Source organism: Rahnella sp. BIGb0236 (genome assembly GCF_004364755.1).
Lineage (GTDB): Bacteria > Pseudomonadota > Gammaproteobacteria > Enterobacterales > Enterobacteriaceae > Rahnella > Rahnella victoriana.
Genome location: NZ_SOAO01000009.1, coordinates 107068 through 126622 on the forward strand (window position 1 = coordinate 107068; position 19555 = coordinate 126622).

18 protein-coding genes are annotated in these 19555 nt (G+C 54.4%); 13 read left to right on the top strand and 5 right to left on the bottom strand.

Annotation, left to right across the window (positions count from 1 at the left end; translation table 11 throughout):
* The first annotated feature begins 1 nt into the window (after position 1).
* Genes EDF78_RS17745 through EDF78_RS17755 form a run of 3 tightly spaced genes read left to right on the top strand, consistent with a single transcriptional unit; the run spans position 2 to position 1586 of the window.
* Positions 2-319, top strand: coding sequence for a PTS sugar transporter subunit IIB (locus tag EDF78_RS17745; protein ID WP_095923260.1), 318 nt, complete (start codon positions 2-4; stop codon positions 317-319).
* A 38-nt stretch (positions 320-357) separates the two neighbouring features.
* A complete protein-coding gene (locus EDF78_RS17750; protein ID WP_095923259.1) occupies positions 358-1131 on the top strand; it encodes an FCD domain-containing protein in 774 nt (257 codons plus the stop codon).
* 5 nt (positions 1132-1136) lie between these two features.
* Positions 1137-1586 carry a GNAT family N-acetyltransferase gene (locus tag EDF78_RS17755; protein ID WP_095923258.1) on the top strand — a complete coding sequence of 150 codons (450 nt, stop codon included), beginning with the start codon at positions 1137-1139 and terminating at the stop codon, positions 1584-1586.
* Here EDF78_RS17755 and galR read toward each other — a convergent pair.
* Positions 1583-2590 carry an HTH-type transcriptional regulator GalR gene (gene galR / locus EDF78_RS17760; protein WP_095923257.1) on the bottom strand — a complete coding sequence of 336 codons (1008 nt, stop codon included), beginning with the start codon at positions 2588-2590 and terminating at the stop codon, positions 1583-1585. The two genes, EDF78_RS17755 and galR, sit on opposite strands and share 4 nt — an antisense overlap.
* 217 nt (positions 2591-2807) lie before the next feature.
* The gene (locus EDF78_RS17765) at positions 2808-3728 is read right to left on the bottom strand and encodes a LysR family transcriptional regulator (protein ID WP_119822841.1); all 921 of its coding nucleotides are present in this window, start codon (positions 3726-3728) and stop codon (positions 2808-2810) included.
* A gap of 119 nt (positions 3729-3847) precedes the next feature.
* Between EDF78_RS17765 and EDF78_RS17770 the strand changes: the two genes are divergently transcribed.
* The 9 genes from EDF78_RS17770 (at position 3848) to lplT (ending at position 16043) form a co-directional block, all read left to right on the top strand.
* Positions 3848-4819, top strand: coding sequence for an amino acid ABC transporter substrate-binding protein (locus tag EDF78_RS17770; protein WP_119822840.1), 972 nt, complete (start codon positions 3848-3850; stop codon positions 4817-4819).
* Positions 4820-4896: 77 nt separating this feature from the next.
* Complete coding sequence (hilA, locus tag EDF78_RS17775) at positions 4897-5790, top strand: L-isoleucine 3(1)-dioxygenase (protein WP_133823595.1); 894 nt, start codon at positions 4897-4899, stop codon at positions 5788-5790.
* 62 nt (positions 5791-5852) lie between these two features.
* Positions 5853-6584, top strand: a complete 732-nt coding sequence (gene hilB / locus EDF78_RS17780) for a 3(1)-hydroxy-L-isoleucine 4-dioxygenase HilB (RefSeq protein WP_095923253.1) — start codon at positions 5853-5855, stop codon at positions 6582-6584.
* The gene (locus tag EDF78_RS17785) at positions 6581-7312 is read left to right on the top strand and encodes an SDR family oxidoreductase (RefSeq protein ID WP_015696055.1); all 732 of its coding nucleotides are present in this window, start codon (positions 6581-6583) and stop codon (positions 7310-7312) included. The genes hilB and EDF78_RS17785 overlap by 4 nt, the downstream gene beginning before the upstream one ends.
* A 47-nt stretch (positions 7313-7359) precedes the next feature.
* Positions 7360-8616, top strand: coding sequence for an ATP-grasp domain-containing protein (locus tag EDF78_RS17790; RefSeq protein WP_095923251.1), 1257 nt, complete (start codon positions 7360-7362; stop codon positions 8614-8616).
* Between the two features lie 60 nt (positions 8617-8676).
* Entirely contained in the window at positions 8677-9915 is a 1239-nt protein-coding gene (locus EDF78_RS17795) for an MFS transporter (RefSeq protein WP_131693862.1), read from the top strand.
* A gap of 138 nt (positions 9916-10053) precedes the next feature.
* Complete coding sequence (locus tag EDF78_RS17800; protein WP_133823596.1) at positions 10054-12312, top strand: molybdopterin guanine dinucleotide-containing S/N-oxide reductase; 2259 nt, start codon at positions 10054-10056, stop codon at positions 12310-12312.
* A gap of 357 nt (positions 12313-12669) precedes the next feature.
* Positions 12670-14835 carry a bifunctional acyl-ACP--phospholipid O-acyltransferase/long-chain-fatty-acid--ACP ligase gene (gene aas / locus EDF78_RS17805; protein WP_095923248.1) on the top strand — a complete coding sequence of 722 codons (2166 nt, stop codon included), beginning with the start codon at positions 12670-12672 and terminating at the stop codon, positions 14833-14835.
* A complete protein-coding gene (gene lplT / locus EDF78_RS17810; protein WP_095923247.1) occupies positions 14832-16043 on the top strand; it encodes a lysophospholipid transporter LplT in 1212 nt (403 codons plus the stop codon). The genes aas and lplT overlap by 4 nt, the downstream gene beginning before the upstream one ends.
* Before the next feature lie 62 nt (positions 16044-16105).
* Here lplT and EDF78_RS17815 read toward each other — a convergent pair whose 3' ends face one another.
* The 3 genes from EDF78_RS17815 to mutH all read right to left on the bottom strand — a co-directional run bounded on the left by EDF78_RS17815 (position 16106) and on the right by mutH (position 18322).
* On the bottom strand, positions 16106-17146 hold the full coding sequence (locus EDF78_RS17815) for an NADP(H)-dependent aldo-keto reductase (RefSeq protein WP_095923246.1): 1041 nt from the start codon (positions 17144-17146) through the stop codon (positions 16106-16108).
* Positions 17147-17328: 182 nt separating this feature from the next.
* Entirely contained in the window at positions 17329-17547 is a 219-nt protein-coding gene (locus EDF78_RS17820) for a YgdI/YgdR family lipoprotein (RefSeq protein WP_166654471.1), read from the bottom strand.
* 88 nt (positions 17548-17635) lie between these two features.
* Positions 17636-18322 carry a DNA mismatch repair endonuclease MutH gene (gene mutH / locus EDF78_RS17825; protein ID WP_131693860.1) on the bottom strand — a complete coding sequence of 229 codons (687 nt, stop codon included), beginning with the start codon at positions 18320-18322 and terminating at the stop codon, positions 17636-17638.
* A 695-nt stretch (positions 18323-19017) separates the two neighbouring features.
* Here mutH and rppH point away from each other — a divergent pair.
* Positions 19018-19545 carry an RNA pyrophosphohydrolase gene (gene rppH / locus EDF78_RS17830; RefSeq protein WP_013574162.1) on the top strand — a complete coding sequence of 176 codons (528 nt, stop codon included), beginning with the start codon at positions 19018-19020 and terminating at the stop codon, positions 19543-19545.
* Positions 19546-19555 lie beyond the last annotated feature (10 nt).

Here is a 19555-nt window from a genome sequence, read left to right on the forward strand (position 1 = left end):
TATGAAACGAATCGTTTTAGCCTGTTCGGCAGGGATGTCCACGTCGCTGGTGGTCACCAAAATGGAAAAAGAAGCCGCTGCCCGGGGTATGGAATTCCAGATCTACGCCATCCCGGAAAACAATCTGCGCGATGAACTTGAGGCGTACGGGCGGGATATCGTTGCCGTGCTGCTCGGACCGCAGGTGCGCTTTAAGCTGGCAGAGAATAAAAAACTGACGGATGAACACGGCATCCCGATCGCCGTGATCGACATGGTGGCGTACGGCACGTTAAACGGTGCAAAAGTGCTGGATCAGGCGCTATCTCTGATACAGTAACATCCGGTCTTTTTTGTTTTTTGCATCAGGGTGATTGTGTGGAAAAAGGTGTGGTTTCGCAGGACAGAAAGCAGTATCAGGAAATCGGGCACGACCTGCGTGAGCAAATCAAGCAAGGGCATTTCGCTGTAGGATCCCGCCTGCCGCCCGAAAGGAACATGGCGGAAACCTACGGTGTCAGCCGGACAATTGTGCGCGAAGCCTTACTGATGCTGGAACTGGAAGGCACGGTGGATATCCGTCAGGGTTCCGGCGTGTACGTGATCCGCATTCCTTCTCAGGAAGAAGGCGAAGACGAACTGATGTATCAGGGGCAGATCGGCCCCTTTGAAATCTTGCAGGCGCGGCAGTTGCTCGAGAGCAATATTGCCGCGTTTGCCGCCAAAATGGCCACCAAAGCCGATATCGAAAACCTGCGCCGGACGCTGGAGCAGGAACAAATCGCCATCGTCGCCAATGACGAAAGCGGCGATAACGACCGGTTGTTTCACCTGCTGATTGCCGGTGCGACGCAAAACCAGATGCTGCTCGATTCGGTGAAAAATATCTGGATGCACCGGGATTCCAGCCCGTTGTGGAAACAGTTACACAGTCATATTGCCACCCGCGGTTACCGGCTGAAATGGCTGGCTGATCATCAGAATATTTTGGCCGCACTGCGCCGCCGCGACGTCATGGGCTCGTATCAGGCGATGTGGCAGCACATGGAAAACGTCAAAAATACCCTGATGGAATTGTCGGATGTGGATGCGCCGGAATTCGACGGCTATCTGTTTGAATCCGTGCCGATTTTTCAGGGTAAGCTGGTCTGAACAGGATGCAGATTATTAACCTGAGCGAACGCCCTGAATTTCAGGATGCGGTGACAGACTGGCTGTGGCAGGCGTTTGGCAGCGAAAACAGCCGTGAATTCTTTGCCAGCGTGGTGAAAAGCGGTCTGACCGGCGCGGATTTGCCGCAAACTTTTATTGCCCTTGATGGCGACCGGCTGGCGGGCACCGTCGGGCTATGGCGATGTGATCTGATCAGCCGTCAGGATCTGACGCCGTGGCTGGCCGCGTTATACGTGGATGAGGCGTTCCGCTCACGCGGGCTGGGGCAGCAGTTACAGGCCTTCGTTCTGGAACAGAGCCGCCGCAGCGGCTTCCGTGAACTCTATCTGTACGCTGAATTTACCGGCTATTACGAGCGTTTTGGCTGGAACTACATTGGCGATGCGCTGGATTATCCGGACAAGCCGGTACGCGTCTATCACCAGTCACTTTAGGAGTTTGACGGGCTGCTGACCGAGTGACGGCGCACCAGCGTCGGGCTGAACATATGGGTGGTTTCCGGCAAAGGCTGACCGTTTGCCAGCGCCAGCGCCAGTTGTGCGGCCTGATTCGCCATCGCCACCACCGGATAACGCACCGTGGTCAGACGCGGGCGCAGGTAGCGTGAAATCAGTACATCATCAAAGCCAATCAGCGAAATCTCGCCCGGCACATCAATACTGTTATCGCTTAATACCGACAGCGCACCGGCGGCCATCGGGTCGTTGTAGCAGGTCACCGCCGTAAACCCTTTCCCCAGTCCCAGCAGATCCGCCATGGCTTTTTCGCCCCCGATTTCATCCGGTTCCGCGTAAGCAATCAGCTTGTCATCGACAGGAATGTTGTGCTCGGTAAGGGCGTCGATATAGCCCTGCAGGCGGTCACTGGCATCGGAAATGCCGTGGTTGGAGCATAAAATCGCAATGCGCTGATGCCCGGCCTGGATCAGATGACGTGTCGCCAGCCAGGACCCGTAGCGGTCATCAAGTGCGATACAGCGTTGCTCAAAGCCCGGTAAGGTGCGGTTAATCAGCACCATGCCCGGAATTTGCTGCATCAGGCTGATCAGTTCATCCTCCGGCAGCATTTTGGCGTGAACCACTAACGCCGCGCAGCGGTGACGGATCAGTTGCTCAATGGCCTGACGTTCTTTTTCAACGTTATGGTAGCCGTTACCAATCAGCAGAAAGTTACCGGTGGCGTAGGCCACCTGTTCGACCGCTTTCACCATTGCGCCAAAAAACGGATCGGAAACATCGGCCACGATCAGCCCCAGCGTTTCCGTCGCCTGTTGGGCAAGGGCACGGGCGTTGGCATTCGGATGATATTGCAGATGCTGCATGGCGTTCTGTACGGCTTCCCGCGAACTGTCACTGGCTTTCGGGGAATGGTTGATCACGCGTGAAACGGTCGCAACCGATACGCCAGCCAGTTTTGCTACATCCTTAATTGTCGCCATAACACTTCCGTTTTCCGTGAGGGTAATCGTTTACACCAACCAGTTTTGCGGAAAAGAGCGGTGGCTGCAAGGAGGATGATCGCAACTTTGGGATGCAAGAACGATGTAACAGAAAAAATTCGTGCAGCTTTTACGCCCCGCCGTGCGAAAGGGCGGCGGGAGCGGGGGAGATGGCGAAACGCGTGGCCCACGTAAACGTCATTCCCCTTGCTTCTGACTACACCTTTCCTTCTTCCTTAATCCACTGCATAAAATCATCGATAAACACTCTTGTTTTAAGCGGCAGCAGTTTATTGGGCAGGGTGATGGCGTAGGTGTTGCGCGGCAGAGGATTCTCCACCCGCCATTCAGGCAGGACGCGACGTAATTTACCATTAGCGATATAGCGGTTGGCGATGAAGGTGGGGATCAGCGCAATGCCGACACCTTGCAGGATGGCATCAATCATGGCGTCGCTGTTATTGATCATCAACCGTGGAACCAGCGTCACAGTCTCCATGATTTCATTGTGCCAGAAGCGCCAGGGACCGCGAAATTGCCGTTCATCGGGGAAAAAAATATTGTGTTTGATGAGCCCTGCCGGGAAATCCGGCAGCACTTCGTCGTAATCCGCAGCACAAACCAGCACGTAATCGATAGGCATCAGGGCGCGGGCGACCATGTTCTCCGGCGGGCTTTCGGTGACGCGCAGTGCCAGATCGTAAGCGTCCTGCGTCAGATTCGTGACCCGATCGGTCAGCGACAGCTCAACGTTTATTTCGGGATAGCGGCGTAAAAACGCGGGCAAAAAAGGGGTGAGGAGGATCTTACCCAGGGTGTTAGGCGCGGTGATCCGCAAAACACCCTGAGGGGTATCGCTGAAGCTATCCGCCCGGGAGAAAAGGGTCTGCGTAGCCGAGAGTACCGTCAGCGCCTGCTGGTAAATTTCCAGTCCGACTTCGGTGATGGCGACAGAGCGGGTCGAGCGGGTAAATAACACCACATTGAGGCGTTTCTCCAGCCGGTCAATCATCCTGCTTACCGAAGAGGGAGCCAGCGACGTCTCCCGTCCTGCCGAAGAAAAACTCCCTTTTTCAACCACCTGGATAAAAACGGACAAACTGGGAAGCAGTTCGGCTAACTCATTTGTGCTTTTCACGCATAGCTCTTTTGTTTCTGGAATATCTATCCAAATTATCATCAAGCCGTATGATGTTCAACAGAGGCAATCTTCGGTGCGGATTGGCCATAATAGTCAATTTATTTAGTAGGTTAGCTATGTTAAACCAAACGGTTGTTGAACGGATACGCCAGCATGATGTGCTGAATGTTGGGGTTAGTCTGGGTTTTAAGGGATTGTCGTTTCGTAATGCATTACACAATAGCTGGGAAGGATTCGACATTGATTTAGCCCGGGCGGTCGCAGTGGCAGTATTAGGTGATGTCGGAAAAATTCACTATATGCCGTTGCAGTCCGGTGACCGGTTTCGGGCGCTGCGTGACGGCGTGATTGATCTGGGGTCATTTAATTCCAGCATCACCTTCCAGCGTGAAGCAGAGTCAGACGTCAGTTTTGTTCATCCGATGCTGTTTGATGGCGAAGTGCTGATGACGCCGGCGAGTAATTTGCTCGAACCCGTGGAACAGGCAAGCTATACCCGCGAGCGCCGGATAGCGGCCATGCGCGGATCCACCACCGAAGAGAACCTGAAACGTTACTTTGGAAATTTAAATCTCTCCTGCGAGATCCGGCTGTTTGATTCACCGACGCAGGCCCGTCAGGCTTATCAGCAAGGCGAATGCAATATCTACTGTCTCGATTCCTATTTGCTGGCCGGTGAACGTGCGCAGCTGAGAGACAAAGAAGCGCATATTATCTTGCAGGATCGCATCTCGCTGGAAGCCATGTCACCGGCAGTGTCCTCTCATGACACGCAGTGGCTGAAAGCGGTGACCTGGATCATGCGTACGCTGATAGAAGCGGAAAACTTGCAGGTCACCAGCAAAAACATTCTTGAAATGAGTCAGGAGGCGACGGGTTACCTGCACACCTTCCTTTATCCGTCCGAGCAGCATTGTAAAAATCTGGGGCTGCGTCCTGATTTTATCCGCGCGATCATTCATCAGGTGGGCAATTACGGTGAAATATTCCAGCGTAATTTGGGGAAATACTCAGAGCTTAACCAGCCGCGTCGGGATAATAATTTATGGTCACAAGGGGGAATGCTGTATTCGCCTTTATTCATCTGATATCTGATTTATCCAGACCCTTTTAATAACAATTTTTTGTGTGTTCATTATTTTAATATTTCTTTGGCAGGAACATCATGAGTGAGTTATTGGCTGAAAAACAGCAAGAGATAGTATTGTCCGGTTCAGTAAAAAAGAATTTCGGTTATTTAGAATCGCAGCCTGATAATGTCGATTTTAGCATTATCAAGAATATTATTCTGCACGGTCATCATCAGGGTAATGTTCTGTATATCATCCGTAATTTTGCGAATAAAAAAATCTGTCAGGATGTGGCTGAAAACTTTAATCAGATGGTGAATCGCAACGGGGGCGGAAACCGCGCCGATGACGGTTTTGTTCTGACCAATCAGATTGGCGCCACGCAGTTTTCACGTAACGGTGAAAACTATATGGCGGAAGTGAACCGGGTCAACGCCAGTGTGGCAGAACTGATGTCCGTCGCGGACAGCTATGCCACCGAATCGCTGTTCCTCAACCGCACGCTGGAAGATTTATTCCTTGATGAAGGCATCCATTTTGGTCCGGCGCGTTATAAGAATTCTTACGCCTGTTTTGCCACGTTCCGCCGCTGGCTGGATAACGGTGTCATGTCGCTGATGCCTCATGAAGACCGCGCCCAGCTTAAGTTTGCGCAGCAGGATGATTTTGAAATTGCCGATGCCATGACGGTGACCGCGTTTAATGTGTGCCTGGAAGCGGCGCAGGGCGGTGGCGAATTGAAAATGTGGAACCTCGATCCGGATGAGCCATGCCGCGCCCGCTTTGGCGTGACGGACACCGGTTATCCCTATCCTCCGCACCTGTTGCAGGGCGTGGAATCACTCTCCGTGCGACTGAATGCCGGGGATATTTACTTCATGAACGCCTGCCATCTGCACGGCGTCAGCAGCGTGAGTCAGAGAAGTCGCCTGACGGCCGGGCGCTTTATTGGCAGACTCAATAATAGCAAAGTGGTGTACTGGACCTAGCGGAAGTGAATTAACCATGGTGATTCATTCTCTCTTTGTCCTGAATTAATAACGAGTCTTATATGGAACATGTTAATCATCTTGCCGCCGGAGGATATGCATTTATTCCCGGCAGTTATTATCAAACGTTGCCTGATGTAAATTACGCGAATAAAGATATTTTTCTTTCTGAACTTGAACAGTTAAAACTGGCGTATGAACAACTGACACTGGATCCTTATTCTGCGGGAAATCGCTGGCGCGGTTATGCGCAATGCCGTCGCAATCCGCAGGGTGAACTCAGTTTTGGTCATTTTACGGAATATAAGCAAACTAAAAAATACAATCCGGATACCGGCGGTATTGTTCGCCATTATCCTTTGCTGCCCGAAAATATTACCGCTAACCGCCTGATGCAGGCGATTTTGCAGGATGACATCGCTTTCGTTGAAGCCTACGGGCGTATCGGGCCAATGGAAGAACTGAGTGTCGGCATTCATTTATTCCGCTATGAAGCGCAGTGCGATGCACCCGCGTACAGCTCGCCCGTCTGGCTGCATAAAGATGATGAGGATGTGGTGTTTGTGCACCTGATCCATGCCTCCGACAACATGCTGGGAGGCGACAATCTGATTGCCCCGAACCCTAAAAATATTGAGCGGGTGCTGCGCCTCGAGGCGCTATTCGACACGCTGGTGGTCAATCACGACAAATACCATGCCGTGACACCCATCGGCTGCCGCCAGCCGGGAGAGACGGCACTGCGTGACATCATTCTGGTGACGTTCCAGCGCACGATGAAGGAAGCAGCATGAGCCTGAAACATAAAGCATTTATCACGGGCGCCTCCAGTGGTATCGGTCAGTCGATGGTGGCGGCCTATCTGGCTGCCGGTTATGCGGTAGAGGGCATTGACTGTTCCCCGTCCGTTTTCGCCAATGAACCTGACTACGTTCATCACCAGCTGGATATTACCGATTCAGTGCGCCTGGATGGCGTGTTTGAAGCAGCAGAATACGCCAGCGATAACAATGTCTTAATAAACTGCGCCGGTACGCGTGAAATCTGCCGTATCGATGAATTATCCCTCTCACTGTGGGAACGTGTTTTTGCCGTCAACGTGACCGCCAGCTTTGTTGCCGGACGTGCATTCTGTCAGCAACTGGTTCGCCATAACCTGCCCGGCAATGCCGTCAATATCGCCTCGGTCTCCGGTCTGATGGGCGAGCCTGACCGCACCGCCTACGTCTCATCAAAGCACGCCGTGATCGGCCTGACGAAACAGCTGGCGCTGGAATACGGCAAACATCACATCCGGGTGAATGCCATTGCACCCGGCGTTATCCGCACGCCGCTCACTGAACCCTACTATGACAACCCGGCACAGATGGAGAAGATCCAGCGGGGTCAGTTCCTGCCTGTGCTGGGCGAAACGCAGGATGTGGCACAAGCGGCAATGTATCTCACCTCTTCTGATGCGCGATTTGTGACCGGCTCCACGCTGGTGATCGATGGCGGCTGGACGATTGGTAAAGACCTTTAATCCGATGGCCGGCATAACGGCCACAACTGACTTGCAGGAGTTTTACGATGAACAACACCTATATTTTGATCCTTGGCGGTGAGTTTGCTTTACGTGAGCGTGTGCTGGCGGGGGCGTTACGTGCCTCAGGCGGAATGCGGGTACTGACGATGGCAAAAAACCGCACCACGCCGACCATCAAATTTTTCGACGGCTTTTTACCGGGAGATGTCGCCGATGCAGAGGCTGTGCTGCGTGCTGTACAGGCTCATCAACAGGAAACCGGTGAAACCCCTGCGGCGGTGATCCCGATGAACGACTTCACCGTGCGCGCCGCCAGCCTGCTGACGGAGCATTACCAGCTTCACGGCAATGATTGCCAGACAATCACCAACTGCCGTGACAAATTTGTGATGAAGCAAATCCTGCAGGATGCCGGTCTGCCGGTGCCTCGCTTCGCTGCGTTTCGCACCCTCAGCGAGCTGAAAAACCTGATCGCAGAGTTTGGTCTGCCGGTGGTGATTAAACCGCGTGAACTGGCGGGCAGCCTGGGCGTGTTGAAAATCAGTCACGAACAGGAAATCGAAGAAGTGTTCGCCCGCTGCGTTACCGATGTGATTTCACTCAATGGTGAATCCTTTGCGCCGGAAGACTTGTTCCAGGTCGAGGAATATGTTCCGGCCTGGCAGGAAGTCAGCGTGGAGGTGATCAATCAGGGCGACTATCACCGGGCCATGGCGGTAACCGACAAATATCTCGGTGAAGAGCCGAACTTTGTCGAAGTGGGCCACAGTATGCCGTCGCTGCACAGTGACAATCAGGCACTGCGTGACATCGCTGAACGCGCCTGTCATGCCCTGGGGATCCGTTACGGGGTGGCGCACTTTGAAGCCCGTATTACGCCAGCCGGTGAGATCAAAATCATCGAAGTGGGGGCGCGCACCGGCGGCGACACCATCATGGATCTGGTGGAAAGAACCTACGGCATTAACCCGTATGAACTGCACGTACTCAGCCATCTGAACAAACTCAAACCGCTGCCGGAGACGCTCGAGCCGCGCGGCCTGAGCGCCGTTGCTTTTATTAAAGCCGACGTGGGCGTGATCGAGAAAATCACCTTGCCCGCCAGCCTGCCCGATCATGTGGTGAATATGCAGGTTACCGCTAAGCCGCTGGATCTGTCGAAAAAGCTGGTGTCGTGGAAAACCCGTGAAGGTTCCGTCGAGTATTTCTGGCCACAGCGTGCCGCAGAACCGGGTTTTGACGAGCACTTAACGATTGCTGATCAATACGCCCGTTCGCTGTTTACCCTCCGTCAGGCCTGATATCCCCCGAGCCACCTCATGCGGGGTGGCTCCCGAACTTTTTTTAAGGAAAGCAACGATATGAACAGTGATCGTTTTGGATTAAAACGTTTCGTCTTTTCCCGCTTTGCCGGGTCACTGTGCGATCAGTTTCTGCTGTTTGCCGTGCCGCTGGCGATTTTGAAAGCGACCGGTTCCCTTACCTTTTCCTCGCTGGCATTCGTGATTGAATGGCTGCCGCGCATTCTGTTTTTCCCGCTGTCAGGTTTTCTGGCTGACCGTATTAAGCCCCGTTTTATCTTCTTTAACGTGGAAGCCGGACGCTGCGTGTTAATGGTGGTCGCTTTCCTGACCCTGACCTTTCATCCCGGCGCCACATTTCCGGTGCTGGCGGTCATGATGGCGCTGCTGTCAGTGGCCTATGTCCTGAACTTTGTTGCCACTGAGGCGCTGTTACCGCGCCATATTCCCGCAGAGACGCTGCCGAAAGCCCATTCCATGTTACAGGGTGTCGACCAGACCACGCAGGTTCTCGGCCCGGCGCTGGCAGTGGCCATTTCCGTCTATGGTGGCGTCGGGGCGATTTTAGCCTGCGCCGCCGTGCTGTTTGCCGTCTCTGCCATCAACTATCTGTTCCTCGAAACGCATGACCTTGAAGTGGCAGAGAAGATGAGTCTGCGTTCCATTTTGCAATCCAACATGACGGCGATTCAGGTGCTTAAGCAGAATAAAATCCTGCTGCATCTGTGTGCGCTGACCTGGGTGGTGAATCTGGTGTACGGTGCAGCGCTGGTGGTGAGTGCGGCGGTGATCCTCAAAGAGTTTCATCTGCCTGAGAGTTACTTTGGCGTATTACAGACCTCGGCGGCGCTTGTCACCATCGTGACGTTTTTCTTTGTGCCGCGGATTGCCAAACGCTTCGGGCTTTCCACGCTGGGAACCCTGTCGTTTTGCGGCATGATATTGTCAGGTGCGCTGATGTCGCTTTCACTCGATTACGCGATGTATCTGGCCGGTTACGCCTTACTGATGGCGTTTGACGGCGCATTCAGCGTCTACCTGCGCACCTTACGCAGCCAGATTATTCCGCAGAAACATCTGGGGAAAACCATGGGGCTGATTGGTCTGATGAATATGTGTTCGGTCCCCGTGAGCGGTCTGGCGGTGACAGCACTGGCAGGCAGCTTTATGCCGTTGCAAATCATCGCCATCATTTTGATTTTTGCGCTGATCTTAGGATTGATGTTGATCGTCATTGGCCGCCGCGCGTTCGGCTACAACAGCTGGCTACCGCCGGTCATCGCGCAGCCGCAGGCCTGAAAGGATCATCTCTTTTCAAACGATAAATAATGGGGAGAAAATCCCCTTTTCGGTTTATCCACATTTGTGCTTTGAGTTATCAGCGCAGTGAATGGTATTTTTAAGGCCATTTATCTGCGCTGAGAAAAAACAGACATTATGTCGATAAAACGCTATCCGCAACTGGCCCACTGGGGCGCTTATACCGCTGTGGTGGAAGATGGCCGGTTGATCCGCTGCGAGCCTTATCAGGCCGATGCCGATCCTTCCCCTTTACTCGATTCCATTGCGCCGCTGGTTTATTCCGACAAACGTATCCGTAAACCTGCCGTGCGCCGGTCGTGGCTGAAACACCGCGAAAACAGCGATCGCTCGCTGCGTGGCCGTGAAAATTTCGTCGAAGTGGACTGGGATCTGGCGCTGGATCTGGTGGCTGAAGAGAATAAACGCGTGCGTGACCGCTACGGTGCGTCCGGTATTTTCAACGGCTCTTACGGCTGGTCATCCGCCGGTCGTCTGCATCATGCCCGTTCGCTGGTGCGTCGTTTTTATTTCACTGGCGGCGGTGGCGTGGATCAGCAGGGCAACTACAGCTGGGGTTCGGCGCAGTTCTTCCTGCCGTATGTTATCGGGACGTTTACCCCGCTGACCGGGCGCGTGACCTCGTGGCCGAGCGTGGTGGAACATGCTGAGATCCTGGTGGCGTTCGGCGGACTGGCGTTGAAAAATGCGCAGGTGGCGTCCGGCGGCGCAGTGGAACATACCCTGAAACCGGCGCTGGAACAGCTGGCGAAGAAAGGCACCCGGGTCATTAACATCAGCCCGATGCGCGACGACTGCCCGGAATTCGTTAATGCCGAGTGGATCCCGATCCGCCCGAACACCGACGCCGCGCTGATGATGGCGGTCGCCTATGAAATTCAGCGCCGCGATGCGCAGGACGACACGTTTCTGGCCAGCCACTGTGTCGGTTATCCGCAGCTTGCCGCCTATCTGCGTGGCGACACGGACGGCATCCCGAAAACCCCTGACTGGGCGAGCGACATCACCGGCGTACCGGCTGAACGTATTGCGCGTCTGGCTGACGATCTGATCGGCGTACGCAGCTTTATCACCTGTTCCTATTCCGTGCAGCGCGCCCACCGCGGCGAGCAACCTTACTGGATGATGATCGCCATCTCCGCCATGCTCGGGCAGGTCGGTTTGCCGGGCGGCGGCTTCTCGTTCGGTCATGGCTCGATGAACAGCGTGGGCAATCCGCGTTATGACACGCCGGGGCCAGCCGTCAGCGCCGGACCGAATCCGTCCGGTTTGTCGATTCCGGTGGCGCGTATCAGCGACATGCTACTCAATCCCGGCCAGCCGTATGAATTCCAGGGTGAGACGCTGCATTATCCGGATATCCATCTGGTGCACTGGGCGGGCGGTAATCCGTTCCATCATCATCAGCAGCTTAACCGTCTGGTGGAAGGCTGGCAGAAACCGGACACGGTGATTGTGCAGGATAACGTCTGGACACCGGCGGCGCAGATGGCGGATATCGTGCTGCCTGCGACCACGTCGCTGGAACGTAACGATATCGGCGGATCGTCGCGTGACCGCTTCGTGCTGGCGATGCATCAGGCCATTCCCCCTCAGCATCAGGCGCGTAACGATTTTGATATTTTCGCAGACATTGCGGATCGTCTCGGTTACCGCGAGCAGTTCACCCAGGGCCGCAACGAAGATCAGTGGCTGCGCCATATTTATCGTCAGTGCGGTGAAGCGCAGAAAGGCACCGGCGTGGAATGGCCGGACTTCGACACCTTCTGGGAACGCGGTTTTGTTGAGCTGCCGATGCCGGAAAAAGATTACGTGTTCTTTGAGGAATTCCGTAAAAGCCCGCGTGCAAACCCGCTCGGGACGCACAGCGGAAAAATCGAACTGTTCTCTGAAACCATCGCCGGTTACGGTTACAAAGATTTTGCGCCGCATCCGGAATGGCAGCCGCCGGTGGAATGGCTGGGGGCAGAAAGCGCGAAACAGTGGCCGCTGCACCTGATTTCCATCCAGCCGAAAGATCGTCTGCATAGCCAGCTTGATCAGTCACCGCTGGCGCAGGCGAACAAAACCGCCGGAAAAGAGACGCTGTTTATGCATCCGGAAGATGCGGGCAGCCGTCAGCTGAAAAACGGCGACCGGGTGAAAGTGCACAATACACGCGGCAGTTGTCTGGCGGGCGTGTCGCTGAACGACGGGATCACGCGCGGCGTGGTGCTGATGTCCACCGGCGCCTGGTTTGATCCGGGCTTTGGCGGTCAATGGCAGAAAACCGAGCAAGCCGGCAACCCGAATGTGCTGACGCTCGACATCGGCACGTCGCGTCTGACGCAGGGGCCGAACGCCATGAGCTGCTTAGTCGACGTTGAAGCTGTTTAGCGTCTTTTTAATCAGTTAGGCTCTTTTGAGATAAATCGGGCCTATTTTCACCACTGGTTACATTTTGCGGGATTATGTTTCGATTGCCTGCTGGCGGTAGATCTCATAAACCAGCTAAATTGAACGTCCCAGAGGTATTGATTGGTGAATCATCAACGTGCTCTGCATGTTGATACCGATTAAATTTGCACCAACCTACGCGGATGCGTAGGTTTTTTTTTGCCTCAATTCCGGCACACCGATCAGTTCCCTCCTAAACTCTCTCTGACTGTCGTCATTTTTCAGCGGCTTATAGTATGCTGTTTCCCCAACCTTTTTCTTTCAAGATCAGGGATGACACATAAGGAGATGGCAAACATGTATAACTTTCTTTTCGCCGCGTTCAGGTGGCTTTTCCGTCTGATGTTCAGGGTCACGGTGACCCCGGTGAAAAACAACTTTGATTACCCGCGTTTAATCCTCACGCCTAACCATGTTTCGTTTATTGACGGCATGCTGCTGGTGCTTTTCCTGCCGATCAAACCGGTATTTGCGGTGTATTCCAACATCACGGACAGTTGGTTTATGCGCTGGCTGAAACCCTACGTGGATTTCATGCCGCTGGATCCGACCAAACCGATGGCGATCAAGCATCTCATCCGTCAGGTCGAAAAAGGGCGTCCGGTGATTGTGTTCCCGGAAGGTCGCATCACGGTGACCGGCTCACTGATGAAGATTTATGACGGCGCGGCCTTTGTGGCGGCGAAGTCTGGCGCAACGGTGATCCCGGTGCGTATCGACGGGGCGGAATACACGCCGTTTGGCCGCCTGTTCGGCAGCTTTAAAATCCGCTGGTTCCCGAAAGTCACTATCAACCTGTTACCGCCAACCACCATTCCGATGCCGGAGGCCGCACGTTCCCGCGACCGCCGCGTGCTGGCCGGTGAGCACTTACATCAGATCATGATGCAGGCGCGCATGGACACCCGCGAGCCGCAAACGCTGTATCAGGCGCTGCTGTCTGCGCAAACCCGTTATGGCCGCCGCAAACCCTGCATCGCCGATATCGCCTTCAAAGAAGATTCCTATCAGGGCCTGCTGAAAAAATGTCTCGGCGTCAGCCGCATCCTGCAACGTTTTACCCGCGAGGGTGAGCACGTCGGCATGCTGCTGCCGAATGCCACCATCATGGCGGCGGCGCTGTTTGGCGCGTCGATGCGCAACCGCATTCCGGCGCTGCTCAACTACACCGCCGGGGCGAAAGGGCTGCAAAGCGCGATGAAAGCCGCGCAGATCAAAACCATCGTGACCTCCCGCCAGTTCCTTGAGAAAGGCAAACTGACGCATCTGCCGGAAAATGTGCCGGAGGCGAACTGGGTCTATCTGGAAGATCTGAAAGATACCGTGACCACGCAGGATAAGCTGTGGATCCTGTTCCATCTGATCTTCCCGCGCCGTGCGATGTTGCCGCAACAAGCGGACGATGCGGCGCTGGTGCTGTTTACCTCCGGCTCAGAAGGCAATCCGAAAGGGGTGGTGCATTCCCACGCCAGCCTGCTGGCGAACGTTGAGCAAATCCGTACCGTGGCTGACTTCACGCCGCGTGACCGCTTTATGTCGTCGCTGCCGCTGTTCCATGCCTTTGGCCTGACGGTCGGCTTGCTGACCCCGCTGATGACCGGCGCGCGGGTATTCCTGTATCCCAGCCCGCTGCATTACCGCATCGTGCCGGAACTGGTTTACGACCAGAACTGTACCGTGCTGTTCGGCACCTCAACCTTCCTCGGCAATTATGCGCGCTTCGCGCATCCGTATGATTTCGCGCGGTTGCGTTATGTGGTGGCGGGGGCGGAAAAACTGTCTGAAAGCACCAAAGAAATCTGGCAGAACAAATTCGGTATCCGCATTCTGGAAGGCTACGGCGTGACCGAATGTGCGCCGGTGGTGGCGATTAACGTGCCGATGGCGACCAAAGTGAATACCGTCGGTAAGATTTTGCCGGGCATGGAATCACGTCTGATTACCGTTCCGGGAATCGAAGAAGGCGGTCGTCTGCAACTGCGCGGGCCGAACATCATGAAAGGTTACCTGCGCGTGGAAAATCCGGGCGTACTGGAAAGGCCACAGGCTGAAAATGCCGCAGGCGAGATGCAGGCGGGCTGGTATGACACCGGTGATATCGTCACGCTGGATGAAAAAGGTTACTGCGCCATCCGGGGTCGCGTGAAGCGTTTCGCCAAACTGGCAGGGGAAATGGTCTCGCTGGAAAGTGTCGAACAACTGGCGATCAGCGCGTCACCGGATAAACAGCACGCGGCGACCTCACGCAGCGATGCCAGCAAAGGCGAGGCGCTGGTGCTGTTCACCACTGATCCTGAATTACGTCGCGATGCGCTGAGCAAAGCCGCCCGTGAACTCGGGCTGCCGGAGCTGGCGGTGCCGCGTGATATTCGTGTCGTTAAAGCCTTACCGTTGCTGGGCAGCGGTAAACCCGATTTTGTCACCCTGCGCGAGATGGCAGAAAAACCGGAGAGTGAGGCATGAGTCAGCCTTCAGTGGCGGCCGCCGGGCCGCTGATGTCAAAAAGTATGACCGCCGTAATTGTGGCGCAGTTCCTGTCGGCTTTTGGCGATAACGCCCTGCTGTTTGCCGCGCTGGCATTGATCAAACAACAGCTGTATCCCGACTGGAGTCAGCCGGTGTTACAGATGGCGTTTGTGGCGACCTATATTATCCTCGCGCCGTTTGTCGGGCAGTTCGCTGACAGCTTCTCTAAAGGCCGCGTCATGATGGTCGCCAACCTGCTGAAACTGGCAGGGGCGGCGGTGATTTGCGCCGGAATGAACCCGTTCCTCGGTTATACACTGGTCGGCATCGGTGCCGCGGCGTATTCACCGGCGAAATACGGCATTCTCGGCGAGATCGCCAGCGGCGAACAGCTGGTAAAAGCCAACGGCCTGATGGAAGCCTCAACCATTGCCGCGATCCTGCTGGGGTCTGTGGCCGGTGGGGCGCTGGCGGACTGGAGCATTCTGGCGGCGCTCGGTATCTGCGTGCTGGCATACGGCGCGGCGGTAGCGGCGAACTGGTTTATTCCGAAGCTGAACCCGGCGCGTCCGGGGCAGTCGTGGAATCCGGCAAACATGAGCCGGACATTTTTCTCCGCCTGTAAAACACTGTGGCAGGACGGCGAAACCCGCTTCTCGCTGATGGGCACCAGTTTGTTCTGGGGCGCAGGCGTGACGCTGCGCTTCCTGCTGGTGCTGTGGGTGCCGGTGGCGCTGGGTATCACCGATAACAAAACCCCGACGTTGCTCAACGCCATGGTGGCGATCGGGATTGTGCTGGGTGCGGGCGCGGCAGCGAAACTGATCCGTCTGGACACCGTCAAACGCTGCCTGCCCGCGGGCGTTGCCATCGGCATTGCCGTGGTGGTATTTGCGTTACAAACCAGCATGTTGAGTTCCTACATTGTGCTGGTGGTGGTGGGGATCCTGGGCGGTTTCTTTGTGGTGCCGCTGAATGCGTTGTTACAGCATCGCGGGAAAATCTCTGTCGGCGCGGGGAATGCCATTGCCGTGCAGAACCTTGGAGAAAACACCGCCATGCTGCTGATGCTCGGTCTGTATTCGCTGGTGGTGATGGCGGGTGCGCCGGTAGTGGCAATTGGCATCGGATTCGGTGTGGTGTTCGCGCTGGCGATCGCCGGGTTGTGGATCTGGAAGAACATGCAGAAACGCCGTCTGGCGTAATGTTATTTGGCATAAAAGAAAAGGGCGCTCAGCGCCCTTTTTTGTTGCCTGCAATCCGGTGCTTATGGCGCCGGAATGGTGAAGCGTTTGTGGATATTTTCCAGATCCGCGAGGATTTCCGCATCAAGCGTCACATCCTGACTGTCGATGTTGATCTTCAGCTGTTCCAGCGTGGTCGCCCCTAACAGCGTACTGGCGACGAACGGTTGCTGACGCACAAAGGCCAGCGCCATCTGTGAAGGATCCAGATTGTGTTTCTTCGCCAGCGCCACGTATTCGGCAATCGCCGCTTCCGCCTGCGGTGAAGAATAACGGGTGAAGCGGCTGAACAGTGTATTACGCGCTCCGGCCGGTTTCGCGCCGTTGAGGTATTTACCGCTCAGCGTGCCGAAGGCCAGGCTGGAATACGCCAGCAATTCCACGCCTTCATGCTGACTGATTTCCGACAACCCGATTTCAAAGCTGCGGTTCAGCAGGCTGTACGGGTTTTGAATGGAAACGATACGCGGCAGATCGTGTTTTTCCGCCAGTTGCAGATAACGCATCACGCCCCACGGGGTTTCGTTCGACACCCCGATATAACGGATTTTACCGGCGCGTACCTGTTCGTTCAGCGCTTCCAGCGTTTCCAGCAAGGTCACCGGAGATTGCTCTTCGGTGTACTGATAGCTCAGTTTGCCGAAGAAGTTGGTCTGGCGCTGCGGCCAGTGCAACTGATAGAGATCCAGATAATCCGTGTTCAGACGTTGAAGACTGGCATCCAGTGCCGCGCGGATATTTTTGCGATCCAGCATCTGAGCCGGGCGAATGGCGTTGTCACTGCCACGGGAAGGTCCGGAGACTTTGCTCGCCAGAACAATTTTCTCACGGTTGCCCCGGGCTTTCAGCCAGCTGCCGATATAGCTTTCCGTCAGACCCTGCGTTTCAGGGCGCGGCGGAACGGGATACATCTCTGCGGTATCAATCAGGTTGATGCCCGCCGCAACGGCGTAATCGAGTTGCTGGTGGGCGTCGGCTTCGCTGTTTTGTTCACCAAAAGTCATGGTGCCAAGTCCCAGTAAGCTCACTTCTAAAGAACTGTGGGGTATACGGTGATATTGCATTGCCGGTCTTCCTTTATATCTGAGAATGTCAGCCTGTTAGAAAAAGCGCCTTAACTGACTATATACAAGGCAGGCAGATGGGGGAAGTGGCAGTGTGTGCGGGAGAAACGGCGCGGGCGGGGGATAAAATGTAAAGAGCCAGTCATGAGAACCGGCTCCCTCAGGGTAAAGAGAAATCCTGCTTAACGCTTCATGACCTGGCTGACATTATCATTGTTGATCTGGCGGTCATTGCCTTGCTCATCTGTATAACTCAGCAGACCGGTGGATTTATCCAGCTTGGGTTTGCCGTCGGTCAGGATCATATTGCCGTCTTTGGTTGAGATCACATAGTCGCTGGCACAACCCGCGAGACCCAACACCAAAGTCGCAGCACCTGCTGCCATCAACGTTTTCTTCATCATGGTTAACATTCCTTTTTGTCAGTACCGAAGAGAGTCACAATTTAGCGTAGCAAACTATGCCGCCGGCGTCGGAAAATGATATCGGTTAAAGCTGAAAATGACGGGCCAGCAGCGCGGCGGTGAAACGCTTCTTAAGATAGAAGCCACGCGGCAGCGTCATCACCGGTTGGCCGAATTCCCCGATCGCTTCGGTCAGCGCTTTACTGTTTGCGGCTTTTGGGCGTATTTGCAGAAATTCCCCGTGACGCGCGGTGATGCTTTCCACTTTGCCCAGCACGATCAAATCCATCAGTTCTTCCCAGTCCTGACGCAACTGGTCGTCTTCTTCCTGCGAGGGTTGCCACAATAAGGGCGCGCCGATGTGGCGCTCCGCCAGCGGGATCTGACGCTCTCCTTCCACCGGTATCCACAGCACCCGCGCGAGTTTGTGGCGCACATGGCTGTTTTCCCACGTTACGCCGCTGTTGCCGGTTAACGGGGCGACGCAGACAAACGTGGTTTCCAGCGGCCTGCCACGGGAATCAATGGGGATGGTTTTCAGCTCAATACCGAGGTCAGCGAAATCCTGCTCCGGTTTGCTTCCTGCCACCGCACCGAGATAGACCTCGAGCAACATGCCGACCCAGCCTTTTTCCCGTTTCAGGTTTTCAGGAATAGGCAGCCCGGCGTGGGTGGCAAGTTCACCCAATGTATGACCCGCCAGAGATTGCGCGCGGAGCAACAGTGCCTGTTCGTTGTGCGGGGGCAGGGTGGCTGGCAAAGGAATAGACATAAAAAACAATGCTCACTCAATAGATTAAATTTCGTACTGCTTTTGTCGGGCACAGGGAATAAAAACTTATCCCTGTGGAACAATGAAATAATAGCATGATTTGCCTTAGGTTTTTTTTCGCTTTCTGGCCTGTTTTGTTCTCAAATGATTAGGTTGATCACCTGTTGAAGGCGACAATGAACAGGATCTTCCACCTACTTATCCACAGATTTCTTGGATAACCTCGTCTTAATCCGATCACTGGTTCGATTTACAGGCTTGACGCGCGGGGTTTTATCCAATTTTTGAGCTGACTGCGTCAACTTTTAGGCGATCGCTGTGGATAAAAACGACATTGGTGGATCTTTCGCCAGATCACTTTCGAGTGTGAGATAACTCTCATTTTTTGCCCTGGGATAACTGTGTGAAATGTCTTTATCGTTATGTTTTAAAGGGGGTTAATGGGATTTAATTTTTGGGATAAAAATAAGTTTCGCAGAGTTTTACCCCGCTTACTATGAAGTTCTTCACATATCTATCCACAGAAAAAGTGAATAAAATCGCGGGTGATTTCAAAAATCTGTTTATAACTTGGCGTATAACTGTGAGTTATCCCATTTTTATTCATGCGGTTCGGCATTAACCAGTGGTTTACCGCCTGTTGGTAGTATGAAACAATCAGAACATCTATGAGTTTAAGCTATTGAGGTAGTCCGGTGATCGATGATGATGGCTACCGCCCGAATGTTGGTATTGTAATCTGTGACAAGCAGGGTCAGGTGTTGTGGGCCAGACGATACGGCCAGCACTCCTGGCAGTTTCCGCAAGGGGGCATCAACCCCGGCGAAACCGCTGAGCAGGCCATGTACCGCGAGCTGTTTGAGGAAGTGGGGCTTGGCCGTAAAGATGTGCGTATTCTGGCTTCAACCCGTAACTGGTTACGTTATAAATTGCCAAAACGTTTGGTGCGTTGGGACACAAAGCCGGTTTGTATCGGCCAAAAGCAAAAATGGTTCTTGCTGCAACTGATGTGTAACGATGCTGATATCAATATGCAGCGCAGCAGTACGCCTGAATTTGATGGCTGGCGTTGGGTGAGTTTCTGGTATCCGGTTCGTCAGGTGGTGTCATTCAAACGCGATGTTTACCGGCGCGTCATGAAAGAGTTTTCCACTACGATTATGCCGATGCAGGAAGTCTCTCTTCCCAGGACATCACCCGCTTATCGTCGTAAAAGAGGCTAAGTCACGAAGA